At 71.2% G+C, this 23,098-nt stretch carries 17 protein-coding genes; 10 read left to right on the plus strand and 7 right to left on the minus strand.

The annotated features are described in order from the left end of the window. Positions 1 to 155: 155 nt before the first annotated feature. Positions 156 to 920, minus strand: a complete 765-nt coding sequence (locus ACOKM3_RS22775) for an SLATT domain-containing protein (protein ID WP_426902895.1) — start codon at positions 918 to 920, stop codon at positions 156 to 158. Positions 921 to 1,268: 348 nt separating this feature from the next. Here ACOKM3_RS22775 and ACOKM3_RS22780 point away from each other — a divergent pair, with 348 nt between their 5' ends. The 7 genes from ACOKM3_RS22780 to ACOKM3_RS22810 all read left to right on the plus strand — a co-directional run bounded on the left by ACOKM3_RS22780 (position 1,269) and on the right by ACOKM3_RS22810 (position 7,716). After that, the gene (locus tag ACOKM3_RS22780; RefSeq protein WP_426902896.1) at positions 1,269 to 1,613 is read left to right on the plus strand and encodes a YbaB/EbfC family nucleoid-associated protein; all 345 of its coding nucleotides are present in this window, start codon (positions 1,269 to 1,271) and stop codon (positions 1,611 to 1,613) included. Between the two features lie 71 nt (positions 1,614 to 1,684). Further along, on the plus strand, positions 1,685 to 2,284 hold the full coding sequence (gene recR, locus ACOKM3_RS22785; protein ID WP_385763237.1) for a recombination mediator RecR: 600 nt from the start codon (positions 1,685 to 1,687) through the stop codon (positions 2,282 to 2,284). Next, on the plus strand, positions 2,277 to 3,014 hold the full coding sequence (locus ACOKM3_RS22790) for a DUF5063 domain-containing protein (protein WP_426902897.1): 738 nt from the start codon (positions 2,277 to 2,279) through the stop codon (positions 3,012 to 3,014). The genes recR and ACOKM3_RS22790 overlap by 8 nt, the downstream gene beginning before the upstream one ends. A gap of 270 nt (positions 3,015 to 3,284) precedes the next feature. Continuing rightward, positions 3,285 to 4,571 carry an aspartate kinase gene (locus ACOKM3_RS22795; protein WP_266711572.1) on the plus strand — a complete coding sequence of 429 codons (1,287 nt, stop codon included), beginning with the start codon at positions 3,285 to 3,287 and terminating at the stop codon, positions 4,569 to 4,571. After that, positions 4,571 to 5,641 carry an aspartate-semialdehyde dehydrogenase gene (locus ACOKM3_RS22800; protein ID WP_426902898.1) on the plus strand — a complete coding sequence of 357 codons (1,071 nt, stop codon included), beginning with the start codon at positions 4,571 to 4,573 and terminating at the stop codon, positions 5,639 to 5,641. Before ACOKM3_RS22795 ends, ACOKM3_RS22800 begins: the two co-directional genes overlap by 1 nt. A 306-nt stretch (positions 5,642 to 5,947) precedes the next feature. After that, positions 5,948 to 6,631, plus strand: a complete 684-nt coding sequence (locus ACOKM3_RS22805; RefSeq protein ID WP_371590805.1) for a SigE family RNA polymerase sigma factor — start codon at positions 5,948 to 5,950, stop codon at positions 6,629 to 6,631. After that, positions 6,628 to 7,716, plus strand: coding sequence for a hypothetical protein (locus ACOKM3_RS22810; RefSeq protein WP_426902899.1), 1,089 nt, complete (start codon positions 6,628 to 6,630; stop codon positions 7,714 to 7,716). The genes ACOKM3_RS22805 and ACOKM3_RS22810 overlap by 4 nt, the downstream gene beginning before the upstream one ends. Positions 7,717 to 8,086: 370 nt before the next feature. Here ACOKM3_RS22810 and ACOKM3_RS22815 read toward each other — a convergent pair whose 3' ends face one another. The 6 genes from ACOKM3_RS22815 to ACOKM3_RS22840 all read right to left on the minus strand — a co-directional run bounded on the left by ACOKM3_RS22815 (position 8,087) and on the right by ACOKM3_RS22840 (position 14,876). Beyond that, entirely contained in the window at positions 8,087 to 8,881 is a 795-nt protein-coding gene (locus ACOKM3_RS22815; protein ID WP_426902900.1) for an SURF1 family protein, read from the minus strand. A gap of 67 nt (positions 8,882 to 8,948) precedes the next feature. Continuing rightward, positions 8,949 to 10,763: a S9 family peptidase gene (locus tag ACOKM3_RS22820; protein ID WP_426902901.1), complete on the minus strand. Its 1,815-nt coding sequence runs from the start codon at positions 10,761 to 10,763 to the stop codon at positions 8,949 to 8,951. A 370-nt stretch (positions 10,764 to 11,133) separates the two neighbouring features. Beyond that, the gene (locus tag ACOKM3_RS22825; RefSeq protein WP_426902902.1) at positions 11,134 to 11,934 is read right to left on the minus strand and encodes an SDR family oxidoreductase; all 801 of its coding nucleotides are present in this window, start codon (positions 11,932 to 11,934) and stop codon (positions 11,134 to 11,136) included. Further along, the gene (locus ACOKM3_RS22830; RefSeq protein WP_426902903.1) at positions 11,931 to 13,595 is read right to left on the minus strand and encodes an FAD-binding dehydrogenase; all 1,665 of its coding nucleotides are present in this window, start codon (positions 13,593 to 13,595) and stop codon (positions 11,931 to 11,933) included. The genes ACOKM3_RS22825 and ACOKM3_RS22830 overlap by 4 nt, the downstream gene beginning before the upstream one ends. Then, the gene (locus ACOKM3_RS22835; RefSeq protein ID WP_426902904.1) at positions 13,592 to 14,194 is read right to left on the minus strand and encodes a TetR/AcrR family transcriptional regulator; all 603 of its coding nucleotides are present in this window, start codon (positions 14,192 to 14,194) and stop codon (positions 13,592 to 13,594) included. Before ACOKM3_RS22835 ends, ACOKM3_RS22830 begins: the two co-directional genes overlap by 4 nt. A 94-nt stretch (positions 14,195 to 14,288) precedes the next feature. Further along, positions 14,289 to 14,876, minus strand: a complete 588-nt coding sequence (locus ACOKM3_RS22840) for a TMEM165/GDT1 family protein (RefSeq protein ID WP_422476238.1) — start codon at positions 14,874 to 14,876, stop codon at positions 14,289 to 14,291. Positions 14,877 to 15,262: 386 nt separating this feature from the next. Here ACOKM3_RS22840 and ACOKM3_RS22845 point away from each other — a divergent pair, with 386 nt between their 5' ends. From ACOKM3_RS22845 to ACOKM3_RS22855, 3 genes are all read left to right on the plus strand, one after another. Further along, entirely contained in the window at positions 15,263 to 19,099 is a 3,837-nt protein-coding gene (locus tag ACOKM3_RS22845; RefSeq protein WP_426902905.1) for a DUF7927 domain-containing protein, read from the plus strand. Between the two features lie 250 nt (positions 19,100 to 19,349). Next, positions 19,350 to 20,384, plus strand: a complete 1,035-nt coding sequence (locus ACOKM3_RS22850) for a murein hydrolase activator EnvC family protein (protein ID WP_426902906.1) — start codon at positions 19,350 to 19,352, stop codon at positions 20,382 to 20,384. A 135-nt stretch (positions 20,385 to 20,519) separates the two neighbouring features. Next, the gene (locus tag ACOKM3_RS22855) at positions 20,520 to 23,096 is read left to right on the plus strand and encodes a S8 family serine peptidase (RefSeq protein ID WP_426902907.1); all 2,577 of its coding nucleotides are present in this window, start codon (positions 20,520 to 20,522) and stop codon (positions 23,094 to 23,096) included. The last annotated feature ends 2 nt before the right edge of the window (positions 23,097 to 23,098 follow it).

Here is a 23,098-nt window from a genome sequence, read left to right on the forward strand (position 1 = left end):
GCCGCCTTGGGCGGCAGGGTGGGCAAGGCGGCACCCCGGTGCCGTGCAACGGAACCCTCGGGCGTCGGCCCCGGTGCCGCGCAACGGGACCTGCGGGCGTCGGCCCCGGTACCCCTCGGGAGCCCCGGTGCCGCGCACCCCGTGCTCCCGCCCCGCTACCTCGGCTCCGGCGGACGCTGTCGCGGCATGTTGGGGCGGGTGCCGGGCGGCAGCGGGAAGCGGTTGGTCGGCTGGTCGGCCGGGCGGGAGGCCGGGACGGACGCCTGCATGGTCAAGGGCGCGGGGCCGGACTTGAACTCCACCATCCAGTCCGCCGTCTCGGCCCGCACCAGCTCCGTCACGTCGTCCGAGAACCGCCGCAGCACCCCGAGACACCGCTCGGCCGCCTCACTGGCGGTGCCCTCGGTCGGCCCGAGCACCTCTCGTACGTTCTCCGAGGCCCAGTCGAACTGCAGCACCTGCAACCGCCGCTGCACGGCCTGCGCCGTGGCCACATCCCGTATCCAGCCGGACGTCAGCCCGAAATACCGGTCGCACGCGACGCACGCCACCGCGAGCAGCAGCGACAGATACCCCCAGGGGGCCGCGCCGCCGAGGACGCCCGTCAGGTCGAGCAGCGGCAGCACCCCGCCGCAGATCGCCCCAAGCACCGTGCCGCCGCGCAGCGCCCGCGCGGCCCGCCGCTTCCACACCCGGTCCGAGAGGTACCAGTCCGCCGTGCGCAGAGCACCCTGTTCGACCCAGCGGTACAGCTCGTCGAGCCGCTCGGCGGGTTCGCTCCAGTCGCCGAGCGGGAGCGCCCGGCCGGTGAGATCGCCCTGCCGGGGAACCCTCTTGCCGCCGCTGCCCCGGTCGCCGTCCTCGCCCGCGCCCGCCCCCTCCTGGGGCGCACCTTCGGGCTGCATCTCCGGCTGACTCACCCGGAACTCCCTCGACAGATCACGGCTGGGGCGAGGCCCCGCACTCGTCGTCAGGGCCTGATGTGCAGCATCTTCCTACCGCCCAACGGGTGGCCGAACCCCAGTTTTCACCGGATCTCCGCCCGGAAGTGGTCCCGCATCAGGTATAGAAAGCAACCCATCTCACTCGAAAGAGTGCAGACCGGAAATGCGGCCGCGCATGCCCCGGGAGGCTTCAGGTCACCGGGGCGGGCGGCCCCCCGACCACGTAGGCTCGGATCCAGGGGCATCGGCGGACATCCGTCGCGTAAATACGCCCCGCCCCGACGACGTGGACGGACCGGAAGCGGACCGGAACAGGAGCTGATCGTGATCCCCGGTGGTGGCCAGCCCAATATGCAGCAGCTGCTCGAGCAGGCCCAGAAGATGCAGCAGGACCTCGCGAAGGCTCAGGAAGAGCTGGCGCGGACCGAGGTCGACGGCCAGGCGGGCGGCGGTCTCGTCAAGGCGACGGTGACCGGCGGCGGTGAGCTGCGGGGTCTCGTGATCGACCCGAAGGCGGTCGACCCGGAGGACACCGAGACCCTCGCCGACCTGGTGGTCGCGGCGGTCGCGGCGGCCAACGAGAACGCGCAGAACCTCCAGCAGCAGAAGCTCGGCCCGCTCGCCCAGGGACTCGGCGGCGGCAGCGGCATTCCGGGTCTCCCCTTCTGACCCCGCCGCCAACTACCGTACGTACCAAGACGCAGCATCCACAGACGACGACCTGAAGGCGAAGGCAATCCGTGTACGAAGGCGTGGTCCAGGACCTCATCGACGAGCTGGGCAGGCTGCCCGGCGTCGGTCCCAAGAGCGCGCAGCGGATCGCCTTCCACATCCTGCAGGCGGAGCCCACCGACGTACGGCGGCTCGCGCAGGCCCTGATGGAGGTCAAGGCGAAGGTCCGCTTCTGTGCGACGTGCGGCAACGTCGCGCAGGAGGAGCTGTGCAACATCTGCCGCGACCAGCGGCGGGACGGTTCCGTCATCTGTGTCGTGGAGGAGCCCAAGGACGTCGTCGCGATCGAGCGCACCCGTGAGTTCCGCGGGCGGTACCACGTGCTCGGCGGCGCGATCAGCCCGATCGAGGGCGTCGGTCCCGACGATCTGCGGATAAGGGAGCTTCTCGCCCGCCTCGCGGACGGCACGGTGACCGAGCTCATCCTCGCCACCGACCCGAACCTCGAGGGCGAGGCCACAGCGACGTACCTCGCCCGCATGATCAAGCCCATGGGCCTCAAGGTCACCCGCCTGGCCAGCGGCCTCCCCGTCGGGGGCGACCTGGAGTACGCGGACGAGGTGACCCTCGGCCGCGCCTTCGAGGGGAGAAGACTCCTAGATGTCTAAGACGCCAACGCCACAGAAGTCGCCGACGCCGCAGAAGTCGTCGCAGGCTCCGCAGCCGTCGACGCCCGACGCGGTCACGCTGCACTCCACCACCCAGGACCCCGACGACTTCGCCGTCCAGATCTCGGACCAGATCGAGTCGTTCATCGTGGCCGTGACCGAGATCGCCAAGGGCGACGAGCCGGACTCGGCCGTGCCCTTCCTGCTCCTAGAGGTCTCCCAACTGCTGCTCGCCGGCGGCCGGTTGGGCGCGCACGAGGACATCCTCCCGGACGAGCGCTACGAGCCGGACCTGGGCGCCGAGCCGGACATGGACGACCTGCGCGAGCGGCTCGCCGTGATGCTCGACCCGGTCGACGTGTACTCCGAGGTCTTCGACCCGTACGAGCCGCGCAAGGCGCCGGTCGCCGCGCGGATCTCGGACGATCTGGCGGACGTCGTCTCCGACCTGCGGCACGGGATGGCGCACTACCGCGCGGGCCGGATCACCGAGGCGCTGTGGTGGTGGCAGTTCTCGTACTTCTCCAACTGGGGGTCGACCGCCTCCGCGACGCTGCGCGCCCTGCAGTCCCTCGTCGCCCACGTGCGCCTGAACCAGCCACTCGACGACCTCGACGGCCTCGACACCGACGAGGAGCTGTCAGCAGCGGAAGGCACGCTGGAGGAAGAGGCCGGCCAGGTCATGGCAGAAGAGATCGCCGGCCCCTTGGGCCTCCGCCCGGTGAAGTGATTGGGGGCGCGGGGAACTGCGCACGCCAACCCCGGCCGACCGCCACACGAATGTGACCCGCCCCACGTTCCCGGTTACCCCGGCAGGACACGGGCATGCGACTGTCCGAGCGGCCGGACGTCGGCAAACGGAAACCTGGGTGATCAGGTCGTGGGCGGGACATCTCACGATGTGATATAGCCGGGGCGGATTTCGGCCGCTCGTTAAACTGAGCCGACCGCAGTGCGCATACGTACATGCGGTGACAGACGGACTGAGCGAGGAGCGCACGTGGGCCTTGTCGTGCAGAAGTACGGAGGCTCCTCCGTTGCAGATGCCGAGGGCATCAAGCGGGTCGCCAAGAGGATCGTCGACGCCAAGAAGAACGGCAACAAGGTTGTCGTTGTGGTGTCCGCGATGGGTGACACGACGGATGAGTTGATCGATCTCGCCGGGCAGGTATCTCCGATCCCTGCAGGGCGCGAATTCGACATGCTGCTGACCGCCGGAGAGCGGATCTCCATGGCCTTGCTGGCGATGGCGATCAAAAACCTGGGTCACGAGGCCCAGTCGTTCACGGGCAGTCAGGCCGGTGTCATCACCGACTCGGTCCACAACAAAGCACGGATCATCGACGTCACCCCGGGGCGCATCCGGACCTCGATCGACGAGGGCAACATCGCCATCGTCGCCGGGTTCCAGGGCGTCAGCCAGGAGGGCAAGAACATCACGACCCTGGGTCGTGGTGGATCCGACACCACCGCTGTCGCCCTCGCCGCCGCGCTCGACGCCGAGGTCTGCGAGATCTACACGGACGTCGACGGCGTGTTCACGGCCGACCCGCGCGTCGTGAAGAAGGCGCGGAAGATCGACTGGATCTCCTTCGAGGACATGCTGGAGCTCGCGAGCTCCGGGTCGAAGGTGCTGCTCCACCGCTGCGTGGAGTACGCCCGTCGGTACAACATCCCGATCCACGTCCGCTCCAGCTTCAGTGGGCTGAAGGGCACGTGGGTCAGCAACGAGCCGATCGAGAAGAACCAGCAAGGGGAAAAGGGCGTGGAGCAGGCCATCATCTCCGGTGTCGCGCACGACACCTCCGAGGCGAAGATCACCGTCGTCGGAGTTCCGGACAAGCCGGGCGAGGCCGCGAAGCTCTTCCGGGCCGTCGCGGACGCCCAGATCAACCTCGACATGATCGTGCAGAACGTGTCGGCCGCGTCCACGGGCCTGACCGACATCTCCTTCACGCTTCCCAAGACCGAGGGCCGCAAGGCCATCGACGCCCTGGAGAAGCAGAAGGACGCGGTCGGCTTCGACTCGCTGCGCTACGACGACCAGATCGCCAAGATCTCCCTCGTCGGCGCCGGCATGAAGACGAACCCGGGCGTCACGGCCGGCTTCTTCGAGGCGCTCACCGACGCGGGCGTGAACATCGAGCTGATCTCGACCTCCGAGATCCGCATCTCGGTCGTCACGCGTGCCGATGACGTGAACGAGGCGGTGCGCGCCGTGCACTCCGCCTTCGGACTCGACTCGGACTCCGACGAGGCCGTGGTCTACGGAGGCACCGGCCGCTGATGGCCGAGGCACCCGTGCGGCGTCCGACGCTCGCGGTCGTGGGAGCGACCGGGAGCGTCGGCGCCGTTCTGCTGCAGATCCTTTCGCAGCACGCGGACATCTGGGGCGAGATCCGGCTCGTTGCCTCCTCGCGCTCGGCGGGGCGCAAGCTCACCGTGCGCGGCGAGGAGGTCGAGGTCGTCGCTCTGGAGGAGTCCGTCTTCGACGGGGTCGACGTCGCGATGTTCGACGTACCGACCGAGGTGTCCGCGCAGTGGGCGCCCATCGCCGCCGCCAAGGGCGTCGTGGTGGTGGACAACTCGCCCGCCTTCCGGATGGACCCGGATGTGCCGCTCGTCGTACCCGAGGTGAATCCGCACGCCGCGCGCGTGCGGCCGCGCGGCATCATCGCCAACCCCAACTGCACGACGCTGTCGATGATCGTGGCGATCGGGGCGCTGCACGCCGAGTTCGGGCTGCGCGAGCTGGTCGCGTCCAGCTATCAGGCGGTGAGCGGGGCGGGCCGCGCCGGGGTCGAGACGCTGCGGGCGCAGCTCTCCCTCGTGTCCGGCTCCGAACTCGGGACCACCCCCGGTGACCTGCGGCGGGCCGTCGGCGATCGGACGGGCCCCTTCCCCGAGCCGGTGGCGCTCAATGTCGTGCCCTGGTCGGGCACGCTCTGCGAGGACGGCTGGTCCTCGGAGGAGATGAAGGTGCGCGGCGAGACCCGCAAGATCCTCGGCCTGCCGGACCTGAAGGTCGCCGTCACCTGCGTCCAGGTGCCGGTCGTGACCACGCACTCACTCACCGTCCACGCCCGCTTCGAGAACGAGGTCACCGTGGACCGGGCGCGCGAGATCATCGCGACCGCGCCGGGCGTCGTGCTCTTCGACAATCCGGCCGCCGGTGAATTCCCCACGCCGGCCGACGCGGTGGGAACCGATCCGACGTGGGTGGGCCGCGTACGGCGTTCGCTCGACGATCCGGCCGGGCTCGAACTCTTCGTATGCGGGGACAATTTGCGCAAAGGCGCAGCTTTGAACACCGCGCAGATCGCCGAACTGGTCGCGGCGGAGCTCTCCGCCATGTGAGCTGCGGCTCTTTCGGTGCCCGCGATGCGGGATGCCCCTTCCCAAGCGTGGTTCCGCTCATAAGATTCTGTGTGAGTTTTGTGTAAGCGGGTTTTCCCTCCCCGTCCTGCAACCGTGCGCAGGGCGGGGAGCGTCTTTGCGGTCGCCCTGGTGGGGAGCCGACCGGCATCGGACTACGGGGCATAGGGGAAGAGTGGTGCGCATGTCGGCATTCGAGGTGCCGTCATCGGTGGGGATGACGAGGCCTGTCGCAAATGGGGCGCCTGACGCGTACAACCTTGACGGGGGGAAGCTTGTCCAACAGGCGTGGCAGAAGTACTGGACTTCACAGCGGTACGGGCGACGGGCGCAGCAGCCCTTCGTCCGACTCTCGCACCCCTTGGAACCCGTCGCGTGCGCGCGGCCGGTGGCATGCCGGTGATCGCGCCCATGCCAGCGGCGGGACCGGCGCGCATTCCGGCACAGGCACAGGGTGCTGACGAGTCGATGACGGAAGCCGGTACCTCCGTCGACCATCTCACCGAGACCTATCGCGCCCACTACCGCTCCCTGTTGGGGCTCGCGGCGCTGCTCCTCGACGACACCGCCTCCTGCGAGGACGTCGTGCAGGAGGCCTTCATCCGCGTGCACTCCGCGCGCAAGCGCGTGCGCGATCCGCAGAAGACGCTCGCGTATCTGCGCCAGACCGTCGTGAACCTCTCGCGGTCCACGCTGCGCCGCCGCATCCTCGGCCTGAAGCTGCTCACCAAGCCGATGCCGGACATGGCGAGCGCGGAGGAGGGCGCGTACGACCTCCTGGAGCGGGACGCCCTGAAGAAGGCGCTGCGCGGGCTGCAGCGACGTCAGCGGGAGGTCCTCGTCCTGCGATACTTCGCCGACATGACGGAGGCGCAGGTGGCCGAGTCGCTCGGGATATCGCTCGGCTCGGTCAAGGCCTACGGATCGCGAGGTATCGCGGCGCTGCGCGTCGCCATGGAGGAGCCGGCATGAACCACCATCTCGACGGCGGCCCGGGCCGGGCGGCCGACGAAGTGAGTGAGCCTGTTGACGCTCCCGAACCCGGCGGCCCCGGCCTCGGTGACGACGAGCTCGCGGTGCGGCGGATGATGCGGCAGGCCGTCGCGGATCTCGAGCCGTCGGAGCAGGCGCTCGACGAGCTGCACCGTGCGGTGCCCGCACGCCGCGCGCGCAAGCGGCAGGCCGCCGTGGGCGCGATCGCCGTGGGTGTGTTCGCGGCGATGGCGGTGCCCGCGGTGCTGCACGTGACGAACCCCGACCCCACCGGCGAGCGGCCGGCCATCGCGGGCAACAGCAGCGATGCCACGCACGGCGGGGCGACCTCGGGCACGGCGTCCGGCGGCGCGGGGCAGGGCGAATCGGGCAAGCCGTCGCACGCCAAGGACAAGGGCAAGGGCGCCAAGAAGGACAAGAAGGGCGGCGAGCGCAGGGCCACGGGCGGCGCCACCGCGGGGGCCGATCCCGGCTCCACGGCGGCGGCCACCTCGCCCACCTGTGAGGCGAGCGCGCTGGGCAATCCGCAGGCGACCGTCGGCGCGCCCGACGGCGGCGGCAAGGTCTACGGCTCGTTCCGCGTCTCGAACGTCTCGGGCTCCAACTGCACGGTGGACAGCGCCGGGTCCGTGGTCACCGTCGCGCAGGGCGCGGCCGATCCGGCCAAGGTGAGCGTCGTCGACCACACGTCGGGCGACGGCTCGGGGCTGCCCGACCCGTCGACCGAGCCGAGCCAGGTGATCCTCGAACCGGGCAAGGCGTACGAGGTGCGGTTCGCGTGGGTGCCGTCCGCGTCCTGCTCCGCGACGGGGGGCAGCGGCGGGGGCAGTGGCGGCGGCGATCCGACGCCCTCGCCCTCGCCGACCGGGGACGGCACCGACACCGGTGACGCCACGACCAGCTCCGACCCCCAGACGACGACGCAGCTCGGCTCGGACGGCGGCGACGAAGGCAGCGTCGCGGTGTCCCACACGGCGGAACCGGGCGCCCCGGTGGCCGCCACCACCATCTCGAACGCCTGCGAGGGCACGGTCTACCGCACGGGCCTGCTCCCCGCGTCGTAGCCGGCCCCGCGGCCAACGCCACCGTCGACTGGCACGCGGCACCGGGGTGCCGCCTTGCCCACCCTGCCGCCCAAGGCGGCAGATTGCCCAAGGCTGTGACGGCTCCCCGTAAGCCTGCGCGGCAAGTTGCCCCGGGCGGGGCGACGCCCCCGGAGGGGGCGGGCGGTGGGAGGTGGGCGGGGCACATCAGGCCCCTGCGGCGGGTGGGCATTTTCAGCCCCGCTCTTGGACGAGAGCCCGCGGGGTCCGGGGCGGAGCCCCGAGTCCGTAACGCCGGTTCGGCAATATCAGCCCCGCCGGCGTTTGAGGCGCGGGGTCCGGGGCGGAGCCCCGTGGCGTAAGGACGGTCGGGCGGAAACGAGCGGGGTCGCTAGACCGACGCCCCGGTCTCCGCCGATGGCACCGGCTCCGTGATCCCCAGCTCCGCATCCCGAAGGGCCTCCGCCTCGCGGCGTACCAGCCGGAACCACATGAACACCACGAACCCCGCGAACACGAACCACTCACCCGTGTACCCGAGGTTCTGGAACGCCTTGAGGTCGAGCCCGCTTCCCTCCGGCGCCGTCGCCGGAACCGCCGTCATCCCGGAGTCCGCCTTGTCGAGCGTGACCCACCCGTCGTAGACCTCGTACGGAACCAGGTTCACCAGCGACGCCGCGCTGATCACGCCGACCTGCCCGGAGGGAAGCCCACCCGAGGCCGTCACCCCGTTCGAGGTCGCGGACTCCGAGGCCTGAAGCGCCCCGACGACCGTGACCTCCCCCTTGGGCGCGGCCGGCGCCTTCGCCGCGGACGCCTTGCCGGGCATCCAGCCACGTACGACGGGCAGCGCCTTGCCGGTTCCCTCGACCTTGAGGAGCGTCACGACGTAGAAGCCGCTCCGCTCGTCGAGGTCCCGGTTCGGCACGAGGAGCTGCTTGCCGTAGTGACCGGTCGCGGTGGTCCGCTTCCCGGATGTCTTCTGGTCCACGGGCAGCACGGAGGCGAGCGGCTCGGGGGCCGCCGTCTCGTTCACCTTCGTCTGCTCGGACGCGGTCTTGTGGTCCTGCACCCGGTCCTCGAAACGACTGAGCTGCCACGAGCCCATGAAGATGCACACGGGGATCGCGAGCAGGACGAAGATGTTGATCCCCCACCAGCGCGGGGTCAGGAGGAACCGGTACACACCCCCACGGTACGGGGTCCGAAGTAAAGACCCGCGCACCGGCCCCTCCCTCGCCCCGCGGCACCGGTCAGCTCGGCAAGTGCCGCTTCGCGAAGTCCAGTTCGAGCGCGACCTGCTTGATGCGCTCCTCGACGACGAGCGAACCGTGCCCCGCGTCGTACCGGTACACCTCGTGGGTCGCGCCGCGCGCCTTCAGCCGGTCGACGTAGTTGAGGATCTGCTGGAGCGGGCACCGCGGGTCGTTGACCCCCGCCGAGATGTAGACCGGCGCCTTCACGTCGTCGACGTACGTGATCGGGGAGGACACCTCGTACCGCTCCGGGACCTCCTCCGGGGAGCCGCCGAACAGCGTGCGGTCCAGGGCCTTGAGCGCCTCCATCTCGTCCTCGTACGCCGTCACGTAGTCCGCGACCGGCACCGCGGCGAGCCCCACGGCCCACGCGTCCGGCTGCGTGCCGACGCCGAGCAGCGTCAGGAACCCGCCCCAGGATCCGCCCGCGAGGACGAGCCGCGCGGGGTCGGCGAGTCCGGAGGAGACGGCCCACTCGCGCACGGCGGCGATGTCCTCCAGCTCGATCAGGCCGACGCGGTGCTTGAGCGCGTCCGTCCACTCACGGCCGTAGCCGGTCGAGCCCCGGTAGTTGACCCGGACCACCGCGTACCCGTGGTCGATCCAGGCCGCCGGGCCCGCCGCGAACGCGTCGGAGTCGTGCCAGGTCGGCCCGCCGTGGATCTCGAACACGGTGGGCAGCGGCCCGGCGGGAGCATCGGCCGGCTTCTGTACGAGGGCGTGGATACGGCCGCCGGGGCCCTCCACCCACACGTCCTCGACGGGCACGGAGGCCGGGGCCTTCATGCCGGGCGGGTCGAGGACGACCTCGCCCGTGGTGGAGCGGACGACCGACGGCTCGGCGGCCGACGACCACAGGTACTCGACGCTGCCGTCGGGCCGCGCGGTGGCGCCGGAGACCGAGCCGACCGGGGTGTCGACCTTCGTCAGCGCGCCCGTCGCGAACTCGTAGCGCCACAGCTCACCGCGCGCCTCGAATTCGTGCACGACGAGCAGCGCCGAGCCGTCCGGGTACCACTCCGCGGACACGTCGCCGGGCAGGTCGAGCGCCAGGTCGGTCTCCTCGCCGGTGGCGACGTCCCACACCATCGGCTCCCAGCGGCCACGCCGCTGATGCCCGACGAGCAGCCGGGTGTCGCCTTCGACGGGCGCGAAGCCGAGGACCTCCAGGCCGAGCTCCTCGGTGCCGCCCTTGGAGTCGTCGAGCTCGGCGACCGTCGAACCGTCGAGGCGGAGCACGCGCAGCGCCCCGTGCATCGCGTCGCCGTGCTCGGTGTGCTCGATCGCGATCAGCGTCCCGTCGTACGACAGGTCGCCGACGCCCGCCGACTCGCGGTGCCGGTAGATCTCGGCGGGGGAGTTGGAACCGGGTCGTACGACGTGGATCGTCGTGCCGTCGTCGTCCGTGGAGCAGCCGATGACGGCGGTGTGCCCGTCGCGGCCGAGGGCGAGGCCCGCCGGGTAGGAGGCCGCGAGGCCGGGCACCGCCTCGACGTCCTCGCCGCCGCCGAAGGGCTGCCGCAGCCAGGTCCCGAACTCGTCGCCGTCCGTGTCGTTGAACCACCAGATCCACGCGCCGTCGGGAGTGAGCACGCCGTCCGTCGTCCCGTTCGCCCGGTCCGTCGCGCGCCGCTGCTCACCCGTGGCCCGGTCCCACGCGTACAGCTCGTACGTGCCCGTCGCGTTCGACACGAACAGGGAGCGGTCGGGCGCGTCCTCGGCCCAGTCGGGCAGGGAGACGCGCGGCGCCCGGAACCGCTTCTCCCAGTCGGGCATGGACTCGGTGGCGGGCGTGGCGTTGCTGTCAGTCATGCCCCCCAAAATAAGCCCCTGCGGCGATCGGGCAGCGGGGTCCGGGGCAGCGCCCCGAGTCCGCGACGCCGGGTGAGCGCATGAGAAGCCGACCCGACCGGAATGTGCGTTCCGAGGGGAGTGGCCGGGCCGGCCTTCGCAGGTGCTCCCGCTGGCTTGCGCCTGCTTTCCGCCTCCGGCAGCGCGCGAGCGACGGATGAAGAGCACCGACGCAATTCATCCGGGCGACCGTGCGTGCTGCGACGGTGAACCGAATGTACGCCCGAGTGCCCCGCCCAGGAACAGTCCTCACGCACATCCGTGGGAGCGGTTCCGCCGGCCGCGTCCAAGGCGCCCGCGACCGCCGAAACCTCCGCTTCAGCTCCCGCCGCTACTTCAGCCCGTGCCTCCTGGCCACCATCCGTTCCGTCGCCGAGCGGGGCAGCGCCCGGCGCAGCGCGAACACGAGGGGCGCGTTGCTGCCCACCGCGTACAGCGGCCTCGGCCGCCCCGCCTCGATCGCCGAGACGACCTTCGCGGCGACCTTCTCGGCCGAGATCCCGTGCGCCTCATTGGAGTTGAGGGCGGCGAGCATCGTGTCGTAGGCGGCGCGGAACGGCGAGTCCTTCCCCACGTACTGCGTCCTGCGCTCGCTGATGCCCGTCGCGATGGAGCCCGGCTCGACCGTCGTGATGCCGACGCCGTACGGCGCGTACTCGCGCCGCGCCGCGTGCGCGAAGCCCTTGATCGCGGCCTTCGACGCGACGTACGAGGACCGGTACGCGAGCGGGAAGCTGGCCAGCATCGAGCCGACCATCACCACCCGGCCGCGCCGCCGCTCCCGCATCCCCGGAAGCAGCAGCTGGCTGAGCCGCACCGCCCCGAACACGTTGAGCTGGAAGAGCCGCCGCACCGCGTCCATCGGCAGCTCCTCGAACGGGCCGCTCTGCGATTCCCCGGCGTTGTTGACGAGCACGTCGACCTCGCCGACCGACCGCGCGAGGGTCTCGATGGACTCCTCGTCGGAGAGGTCGAGCGGCAGGTACTCCACGCCCGGCACCGGGGAGGCGACCTTCCGGGGGTCCCGGCTGGTCCCGTACACCTTGTAGCCGCGCCGCAGGAGCGCCGCCGCGACCGCCGCCCCGATGCCCGAAGAGGCCCCTGTCACGAGGGCCGTGCCCCGCGTACTCATGCGAGGCTCCGCGCGAGCGCGCGCCCGGCGGCGCGACCGGAGAAGATGCAGCCGCCGAGGAAGGTGCCCTCGAGCGCGTTGTACCCGTGGACACCGCCACCGCCGAACCCGGCGACCTCCCCGGCCGCGTAGAGGCCTTCGAAGACGGACTTGTCGGGCCGCACGACCTGCGAGTCGAGGTTGGTCTCCAGGCCGCCGAGCGTCTTGCGCGTGAGGACGTGCAGGCGGACGGCGATCAGCGGGCCCTGCGCCGGGTCGAGGAGCCGGTGCGGCTTGGCGACGCGGGTGAGGCGGTCGAAGAGGTACGAGCGGGCGTTGCGGATCGCCATCATCTGGAGGTCCTTGGAGTACCCGTTGTCGACCTCCCGGTCGCGCGCGACGATCTCGCGCTCCACCTGCTCGTACGAGACGGGCGTTTCGGGTGTCAGCTTGTTCATGCCGGCGACGAGGTCCTTCAGGTTCCGCCGCACGACGAAGTCCTCGCCACGGTCGAGGAACGCCTGGATCGGTCCGGGCGCGCCCTTCTTCACGCGTTGCAGGACCAGCTTCAGGTCCTTGCCGGTGATGTCGGGGTTCTGCTCGGACCCGGAGAGCGCGAACTCCTTCTCCACGATGGCGCGGGTCAGGATGAACCACGTGTGGTCGTGCCCGGTCCCGGTGATGTGCTTGAGCGTGGCGAGGGTGTCGTGGCCGGGGAAGAGCGGCGCGGGCAGCCGCTTGCCCTCGGCGTCCAGCCACATCGAGGACGGGCCCGGGATGATCCGGATGCCGTGGCCCGGCCAGATCGGGTCCCAGTTCTTCAGGCCCTCGGTGTAGTGCCACATGCGGTCGCGGTTCACGAGGGAGGCGCCGGCGTTCTCGGTGATCTCCAGCATGCGCCCGTCGACGTACGCGGGGACGCCGGTCACCATGGACTCGGGCGGGGTCCCCATGCGCTCAACGGGCCAGTTCTTCCTGACCAGTTCGTGGTTCGCGCCGATGCCGCCCGAGGTCACGATCACGGCCTTGGCGCGCAGTTCGAAGTCGCCGACGGTCTCGCGGGACGAGGCGACGCCGCGCGCCGCGGCGGAGGGTTCGAGCAGCGAGCCGCGCACGCCCACGGCGGCGCCGTCCTCCACGATCAACTCGTCGACCTGGTGCCGGTACTTGAAGTCGACGAGCCCGCGCTCGGCGGCCGCGAGCACCGGCTCACGGAAGACCCGCACGACCTCGGGGCCCGTCCCCCACGTGATGTGGAAGCGCGGCACGGAGTTCCCGTGCCCGGTCGCGGTCCCGGAGCCGCGCTCGGCCCACCCCACGTTCGGGGTGACCTTCAGCCCGAGCCCCTGCAGATAGTCCCGCTTCTCCTCGGCCGCGAACCGTACGTACGCCTCGGCCCACTTGCGCGGCCAGTGGTCCTCGTCCTCGCGGTCGAATCCGGCGGAGCCGAGCCAGTCGGCGAGGGCCAGCTCGTAGGAGTCCTTGATCCCCATCCGCCGCTGCTCGGGGCTGTCGACCATGAAGAGACCGCCGAGCGACCAGTACGCCTGGCCGCCCAGGTTCGCCTCGTTCTCCTGGTCGACCAGCACGACTCGCTTGCCCGCGCGAGTGAGTTCGTACGTCGCCACGAGCCCGGCGAGGCCGGCTCCCACGACGATGACATCGGCAGTGGTGTCACTCATGCGCTCTCCAACGGTGTGCTGTAGGCGTCCAGTACGTTCATGAAGAGAGCCTCGCGACGGGCCCGTACGGCCGCGTCGTCCGGCTGCAGCAGGACCTGCACGGCGGTCCCGTCGTGCACGGCCACCAGGGCGTCGCCCAGGGCCCGTTCGTCCGTGACCCGCCGCCCGAGCCGGCCGAGCGCGGTCACGAACACCGGCAGGATCGCGTCGCGGATGGCCTCCTCGCGGGCGGCCATCACGCGGCGCAGGCCCGGATTGCGCAGCGCGTGCGCGGTGAACTCGGCGGTGATCCGGAACCAGGCGTCGTCGACCGGGGTGGCGTCGATCGCCGCCCGCACGGCGGCCTCGGGATCGTCCGGGTCGACACCGGCGAGGGCGGTCCGCACATCATCGAGCATCCGCGCGGACCGCTCCTCCCACAAGGCGAGAAACAGCTCGTCGAGGGAGGAGAAATTCGAGTAGAAAGCGCCGCGGGTGAAACCCGCGCGCTCACAGACCTGTTCGACCGTGGAGCGCCCGAAGCCCTCCTCGGCGAACACGTCGAGCGCGGCGTCGAGCAGCCGCTGCCGCGTCCGCGCACGCCGCTTGGTGACGGGCATCCTCGCCTCCCCGGTTGGATACGCGAACGTATTCGATACGTTCGTGTATCCACAAGGGGTGTGCCGGCGTGTGCCGGGGTGCGCGGCCGGTGCGTCAGCCGGTGAACACCTCGACGAACGACCAGATCGCCAGCGCCAGCATGCAGAAGCCGCCCACCCGCTGAACGGTCTTCAGCGGCACCCGCTTGGCGATGAAGCGCCCGGCGACCAGGGCCAGCGCGGACACCGACATCAGGGCCGCCCACGAGCCGATGGCGGTCGACCAAGTGCCGTTCGTGGCTGCCAGGTTGGCGGTGGTGATCTGCGTGAGGTCGCCCCACTCGCTGATGAACACGGCCATGAACGCCGTGCCGAAGACCGGCCAGAAACCGGTGACGGTCTTCGGGCCCGCCGAGTCCTCGTCGTCCTCGTCGTCGCCGCCCTTGAGGAGCATGAACGCGCCGAACAGGAACATCAGGCCGGAGACGACCTTCACGATCCAGCCGGGGAGGAGGCCGAGCAGCGAGCCCGCGCCGACCGCGATCGCGACGTGCACGAGGAAGGCGGCCGACGTGCCGAACCACACGTAGAGCGGCTTCATCCGGGTGCCCATGGCCAGTGAGGCGAACATGGTCTTGTCCGGGAGTTCGGCGAGGAAGATCAGCCCGAAGGCGGTGACGATCGCCAGGGGATCGAGGTCCATGGGGACGCTTTCTGTGCGGGCCGGGCCGATGTGAACCCCGCCCCGCTGCGTAGGGAGGACCACTCGACCCGGCAGCGGACACACGTAGCGGGATGCGTACGTGTGCAGTGTTCTGCCTGGTCGAAGGTCTCGCCCGCCCTCATCTGCGCGATGTGGGCCCGGCCACCGGGAACCCGGGGGTTCCAGTGTGTCGACGACCGGTTCGCGGGGCTACTCCCCTTCGCTTGCACGTCAAGGGTACACGGGTTCGGGGCGGATGCCTGTTCGATCTTTCTTGGGCCGCACGGGTGGAATCGGGCCGCTAGCCGACCATGTGCCGTTCGTCACATAAGCGGCGTGTGAACTTTCTGTCATTCCTGGTTACTTTCCGTGACGGAGGCGGAGTGATGGGCGGCCCGAGGCAGTGGTTGCGGCGATGGTGGGTGCCACGGCGCGCGTCCGCGGCGGGGGTGGTGCTCGGCGCCGCGCTCGCGATGGTGGCGGCGCCGCTGCCCGCGGTGGCGGCGGGCGCCGCGCAGGCACCGGCGGCCGGGCGGACGGAGAGGGCCGCGGCGCCGGCCGATCCGACCGTGGTCTACAAGGAGGACTTCGAGTACCTGACCGGTGATCCGACCCTCCTGGACGGCTACACCGGCGCCCCGCCGCGGAACATGACGTACACGGCGCACCCGGGCTGGCTCAAGGGCTGCAACGGGTGGGTGCTGAACAAGGCCGACTCGGCCGGCTACGCGCCCGGCACCGCCGACTGCGGCACGTGGTGGAACTCGACCCGCGATCTGGCGGGCGCGCTGGGGCAGTTGAACGGTTCGGCGGACCCCGACGCCAACCACGCGGTCGCGGCCTTCACCGTCACCGCCCCCGCGGCGAACTCGGTGCAGTTCGAGACCGAGCGGCCCGTCTCCGTCACGCCCGGCCGCTTCTACACGTTCGCGGCCTCCTCGGCGGCCTTCAACTGCCATGTCTCCGGGCCCCAGTTGAAGTTCTTCCTGATGGACGGGGCGACGGCGATCCCCGCGTCGGCGAAGCCGGTCAACCCGTGCACCGACCGCGACGCGCGGACCATCACGGTCGGCGGCAGGAGCGCGAAGGCGGTGCACACGACCAGCGACGCCCCCGTGCTGTTCGACGGCGACGCGCTCGGTGTGCGGATGGTGAACGGCAACGGCAGCAACGCGGGCAACGACGCGGCGTTCGACGACATCGAGGTCATGGACGTCACCCCGCGGGTGGAGAAGGCGTTCTCGCCGGTCCACGCCGCCGCGGGCGGCACGTCGACGCTGACGTTCACCGTCACGAACACCTCGGACCTGCGGACGAAGAAGGGCTGGTCCTTCTCGGACGACCTGCCCGCGGGCCTGACCGTCGCCGGTCCCGGGAACACCAGGACGACCTGCGCCAACGGCTCGGTCAGCGCGACGGCGGGCGGCGGATCCGTGGGGCTGAAGGGCGACCTCGCCGAGGGGCAGGAGTCCTGCACGCTCAGCGTGGACGTGACCGCGGCACCGGGTGAGTACAAGAACTGCCCGGAGAACGTCGGCGACCTGTCGGGGATGCGGCCGCCCACCGAGTGCGCCACCGTGCGTTTCTCGGACCCCGGCTACAGGATCACCAAGACCTCGTCCCCGGCCTCCGGCGCCGAGGCGCAGCCGGGCGACAAGGTCACGTACAAGGTGGTCGTGGAGAACACGGGGCCGACACGGATGGATACGCCCGTCACCGACGACCTGACGGGCGTGCTCGACGACGCGACGTACAACGGCGACGCGCGGGGCACCGCCGGCGCCCCCGCCTACACGTCCCCGCGTCTCACCTGGTCACCGACGCTCGACGCGGGGCAGAAGGCCACGCTCACGTACTCGGTGACGATGAAGGACCCGGCCACCGGGGACGGCGTCGCGAAGAACGTCGTCAAGGGATCGAGCGCGTCCAACTGCGTCACCGGCGCCGAGGACGGCTGCACGACGGAGGTCACCGTCCCCCGGCTCGACATCGCCAAGTCCTCCGACAAGGCGGCCGCCAAGCCCGGCGACAAGGTCACGTACACCGTGACCGTCACCAACCAGGGCAAGAAGGCGTACAAGGACGCGACCGTCACGGACGACCTCACCGACGTCCTCGACGACGCGAAGTACAACAAGGATGCGGCCGCGACCTCCGGTTCCGTCTCCTACGAGGCGCCGAAGCTGTCCTGGAAGGGCGATGTCGCGGCCGGGGCGACGGTGAAAATCAAGTACTCGGTCACCGTCGACGCGCCGGACACCGGCGACAAGGTGCTCGGCAACGTCGTGACGGGACCGCCCGGCTCCGACTGCCCCGACGGCTGCACGACCGAGACCCCGGTCGGAACGCTCCACATCGAGAAGACCTCGGACAAGGCCGAGGCCAAGGCCGGCGACAAGGTGACCTACACGGTCACCGTCACCAACACCGGCAAGGCCGCCTACAAGGACGCGAGGATCGCGGACGACCTCACCGGGGTCCTCGACGACGCGACGTACAACGAGGACGCGGACGCCACCTCAGGCACCGTCTCCTACAAGTCGCCCGAGCTGGCCTGGAAGGGCGATGTCGCGGCCGGGGCGACGGCGCGCATCACGTACTCCGTCACCGTCGCCACCCCGCCCGGCGGCGACAAGAAGCTGACCAACACCGTGGTCTCGCAGGACCCGGGCAGCAACTGCCAGGCAGGGTCGGACGACCCGGACTGCGGCACGGACGTCGGCCTCCGCTCTCTGAAGATCAAGAAGACGGCCGCGCCGAGGAACCCCAAGGAAGGGGACACCCTCAGCTACAAGGTCGTCGTGACGAACGACGGCCACGCCGGCTACCCCGGCGCCACGTTCACCGACGACCTCACCAAGGTCCTCGACGACGCGACGTACAACGGTGACGCGGCCGCCGACTCCGGGCGCGTCTCCTACGCCGCGCCGGAGCTGACCTGGACCGGTGATCTGGCCGAGGGCGAGACGGCGACCGTGACCTACACGTTCACCGTCACCGACGCGGGCAACGGCAGGTTCGTGAACGGCGTCGTCGGCCCGCCCGACTCCAACTGCCCGGAGGGCGAAACCGATCCGGACTGTACGACGGTGCTCCCGGCGCCCGATTACGACTTCGGTGACGCCCCCGACACGTACAAGACGCGGCGCGCCAGCGGCGGCGCGTTCCACGAGATGGTGGACGGGCTGCGCATCGGCCGGTCCGTCGCGCCCGAGCGGGACGGTGAGCCGCACAGCAGGGCCGGTGACGACAGCGACGACGACGGCATGGCGGCCGTGACGCTCCATCAGCACCAGGGGAGCCACACGGCGCGGATCCCGGTCACCAACACCACCGGCAGGGACGCCACGCTGGCGGGCTGGATCGACGCCGACGAGAACGGCGCCTTCGACCGCGGCGAGATGGTCACCGCCGACGTTCCGGACGGTGCCACCGAGGCCACGCTCACCTGGCACGGGTTGCAGGACATGCGGCCCGGCGAGAGCTTCGCCCGGCTGCGGCTCTTCGGGGACGAGGAGCTGTCCGCCGCCAAGAGGGCCGGCACCCGCGCCGCCACGCACGCCGTCACGGCGACCGGCTTCGGCGGGCCCGGCGAGGTCGAGGACCACATGGTCCGCGTCGAGCCGGCCCACCTGGAGCTCACCAAGTCCGCCTCGACCAGCGCGCCGGAGCCGGGGGACACCGTCACCTACACGGTGACCGTCGCCGGCAGCGGCGGCGCCGAGTACATGGGCGCCGCGTTCACCGACGACCTCACCGAGGTGCTGGACGACGCCGCGTACAACGGCGACGCCGAGGCCAGTGCCGGTGACGTCTCCTACGACGAGCCGAGGCTGAGCTGGTCCGGGACCGTTCCGGCCGGGGAGAAGGTGACCGTCACGTACTCGGTCACCGTCGACGACCCGGTCAGGGGCGACCGGACGCTGACCAACGCGGTCACGGGCCCGCCCGGCTCCACGTGCGCGGCGGACTGCACCACGACGGCCGAGGTCCCGCCGCCGGGCCCCGACCCGAGCCCGGAGCCCCCGACTCCCGGGAACCCGGACGGCCCCGACACCCCGGCCGACAACCCGCCCGGCAAGCCCGGTGAGCCCGGCGGCGGCCATCTGCCGGACACCGGCTTCGACGACGTGACCGTCCTCCTGGCCGCGGCCGCCGCGCTGGCCCTCGGGCTCGGCGCCCTGGTCCTGGCAGCCGCCCGCCGGAGCCGCAGGAGGACCTGACGCCCGATCGGGCACCCGCACAGGAAACGGCCGTGGGCCGGTCCATCAGGACCGGCCCACGGCCGTTCAGGTATCTCCGGGCGCCCCTCTCGGGGTGTCTGCGGGTAACACCGTCGCGTGTAGTGCGTCCGATGGACTCCGGACGCGCGACACGGCGACGTCCAGCCGTCCGGCTTGTCTTTTTTGCGACATTCGGTCGATGCGATGTGTACGACGGAACGCAACGAGGCGTACGGCGGCGGCCGCATGCGTGGCCGCGGCGATCGCCGCGCTCCTCGCCTCCGGCACCGGCCCGGCGTCCGCGGACGACGGCCCCGGCATCGGACGGCTCTCGGCCCGCGCCGACCGGCTGATGCGGGAGGCGTCGAACGCCGTCGCGGCGCACGAGAAGGCACGGGACGCCGTGCGCGAGGGCGAGCGCCGGCTCGCCGACGTCGCCCGGCGGCAGGCCGCGGAGCAGCGCCGGCTCGACGCGCTCAGGGCAACCCTCGGCCGCCAGGCGCGCAGCGAGTACCAGGGCGCCTCGGGCCTCGGCACGATGCTGCCGCTGCTCACCTCCTCCTCCCCGCAGCGGGCCCTCGACGCCACCGTCCGCGCGAGCCGCGGCGATCGCGCCGCCCGGCAGCTCACCGACCGCGTCACCGAGTCCCGGGACCGGGTCGCCGACCGGCGCGCCGAGTCCGCGCGCCTGGTGAAGGGGCTCAAGGCGCAGGAGAAGCGCCGGTCGGCCGCCCGCGACGACATCGAGGCGAAACTGGCGAAGGCCGAGGCGGAGGTGCGGCGGGCCCGTGCGCGGGTCCTCGCGGCCGGGCCGATGCCGACGGGCGGCGGGAACTGCGCGCGCGGCGACGTGGGCGGGCACGAGCGGGCCGGCAAGGGGCGGACCTGGGTGAAGCCGGTGAGCCACGCGACGCTGTCGGCGGGCTTCGGCTCGGGCGGCCACCTGTGGGCGCACACGCACACCGGCCAGGACTTCGCCGTGCCCACCGGGACGCCGGTGCGCGCGGTCGGCGCGGGGACCGTCGAATACGTCGGGTGCGGCGACGGCTTCGGGAACCAGGTGGTCCTGCGGCACGCCGACGGCTACTACACGCAGTACGCGCACCTGTCCCGGATCGGTGTCTCTACGGGCGACCACCTCGACGCGGGCGAGGTCCTCGGCCTCTCCGGCGCGACCGGCAACGTCAGCGGCCCGCATCTGCACTTCGAGGTCCGGATCACGCCGCAGTTCGGCTCGGCCATCGACCCACTGCCGTGGCTGCGGGCGCGGGGGGTGGGGGTGTGACCAGGGCGTTCGCCGTGCGCCCTACCCTGCTCCGCACCGTGCCGTGCCGGGAGCCGCAGGCGGCAGTAATGGCGCAGTAACGGCCCCTTCCTAGCGTGCATCCTCCCCGTCATCTGTCCCGGAGGAGCGCACCCGATGCACCTGCCCCGACCGCCCCGGCGCAGACGCGCCGTGTGGGCGGCGGCCTCGCTGACCGCGACCGCCGCCCTGTTCAGCAGTCCGTTGCCCGCCGTCGCCGACTCGGCCGCCGCTCCCCGCCCCGCCAAGGTCGACTCCGCGCTGGAGAAGGCCGTGGCGCACGGGGACGAGGCCGCGTTCTTCGTCGTCCTGAAGGACCGGGCCGACCTGACCGGCGCCAAGAAGCAGCGCACGCACGCCGCCAAGGCGAAGACCGCCTACAACGAGCTGCGCGCCCACGCGAAGGACTCGCAGCGCTCCCTGAACTCCTTCCTCGACAAGGAGAAGGTGGGCCACAAGGACTTCTGGATAGCCAACGCCGTCCGCGTCACCGGCGACCAGGACCTCGTCGCGGAGCTGGCGAAGCGCGACGACGTCGAGCAGCTGGTCAAGGTACGGAAGTTCAAGCTCGACGACATCGAGACGTCCGACGCCAAGGTCGCAGAGGCGCGCACCGCGCCGGCGGCGTCCGGCGCGTCCGCCGAAGGCGACGGGGCCCCCGAGTGGGGCGTCGCCGACGTCAAGGCCGACCAGGTCTGGGACCAGTACGACGACCGCGGCGAGGGCATCGTCGTCGCCAGCGTCGACTCGGGCGCGCAGTTCGACCACCCGGACCTCGTGGACAACTACCGGGGCAACAACGGCGACGGCACGTTCACGAACGACTACAACTTCTACGACGCCACGGGTACGTGCGCCACCAGCAGCACCCCGTGCGACAACTCCGGTCACGGCACCCACGTCATGGGCACGATGGCGGGCAGGAACGGCATCGGTGTCGCGCCGAAGGCCAAGTGGATCGCCGCCAAGGGCTGCGCGACCTCCGACGCCTGCTACAACGACGAACTCCTCGCGGCCGGCCAGTGGATCCTCGCGCCGACCGACCGCAACGGGCAGAACCCGCGCCCGGACCTCGCCCCGAACATCGTCAACAACTCCTGGGGCGACACGGGCGGCACCGACCCCTTCTACGAGGACATCCTCGCCGCCTGGGACGCCGCGGGCATCTTCGAGGCGTTCGCGGCCGGCAACGCGGGCAACGGCACGGCCTGTTCGACGACCGACCCGCCCGGCGCGCAGGTCTCGTCCTACGGCGTCGGCGCCTATGACTCGGCCGGCAAGATCGCCAAGTTCTCCGGGTTCGGCCCCTCGCGGATCGACGGCTCGGCCAAGCCGAACATCTCGGCGCCCGGCGTCGACGTCCGGTCCGCGTGGCCGGGTTCGGCGTACAACACCATCAGCGGTACGTCGATGGCGACTCCGCACGTCGCGGGCTCCGTCGCCCTGCTGTGGTCGGCGGCCCCCTCGCTCATCGGCAAGATCGACGAGACCCGCGCGCTCCTCGACGAGGGGGCGCGTGACGTCGACGACACCCACTGCGGTGGCACCGCCGCGATGAACAACGTGTGGGGCGACGGCAAGCTCGACATCCTCGCCTCCATCGACAAGGGCCCGCACACCGCGGGCACCGTCACCGGAAAGATCACCGACAAGGCGACCGGCAAGGCGCTGACCGGCATCACCGTCAAGGCCACAGGCGCCACCGGCACCCGCACGATCACCAGCGACACCGACGGCGGCTACCGCATCTCGCTCGTCCCGGGCACGTACGACTTCACGGTCAGCGGCTACGGCTACGTCGAGTCCAGGACCACCGGCGTGGAGATCGGCGAGGGCAAGAGCCTCACCCAGGACGTGGCCCTGACCGGGGCCGTCTCGCACAAGGTCACCGGCACGGTTCTCGACGTCTCCGGCAAGGCCCTGGCGGGCGCGACCGTCGAGGTCGCCGGCTCCCCGGTGCCGCCCGTCACCACCGACGCCAAGGGCGTGTACACGCTGCCCGAGGTCGCCGAGGGCGCCTACTCGCTGAGCGTGGAGCCCGCCGCGCCGGTCCTGTGCAACGGGGTCTACAGCGGCGCGCTCACCGTCGCCGCCGACCTCACCAAGAACGTCCGGGTCCCGGCCCGCACCGACGCCACAGGCAACAGCTGCGCCCCGGCCACGTACTCGTGGATCGCGGGTTCGCAGAAGGTCGCCCTGACCGGCGACGAGGACGCGAAGACGATCTCGCTGCCGTTCCCGGTCAAGCACTACGGCGTCTCGTACTCGACCACCTCGGTCACCACGAACGGCATGCTGAACTTCCTGGCACCGCGCGTCGGCGACTACGCGAACACCGCGCTGCCCACCCTGTACAACCCCAACGGGTTCGTCGCGCCGCTCTGGGACGACCTCGTCCTCGACAAGAAGTCGTCCGTGCAGACGGCGACCACCGGCACGAAGGGCGCGCGCAAGTTCGCCGTCGTGTGGAACAACGCCGCCTACGCGAACGGCACTTCGGGCCGCGCCACCTTCGAGGTCGTCCTCGACGAGGCATCCGGCGCCGTGACCCTCCAGTACAAGACGGTCGCGGACAAGGGCGCGAGCGCCACCGTCGGCATCCAGAACCAGGCCGGCACCGACGCCCTCCAGTACTCCTTCGACCAGTCGGTCGTGACCGACGGTTCGGCCATCCGCTTCACCCAGGGAGCCTGATC

Origin of the sequence: Streptomyces nidicola (assembly GCF_050106155.1) — a bacterium.
Classification (GTDB): domain Bacteria; phylum Actinomycetota; class Actinomycetes; order Streptomycetales; family Streptomycetaceae; genus Streptomyces.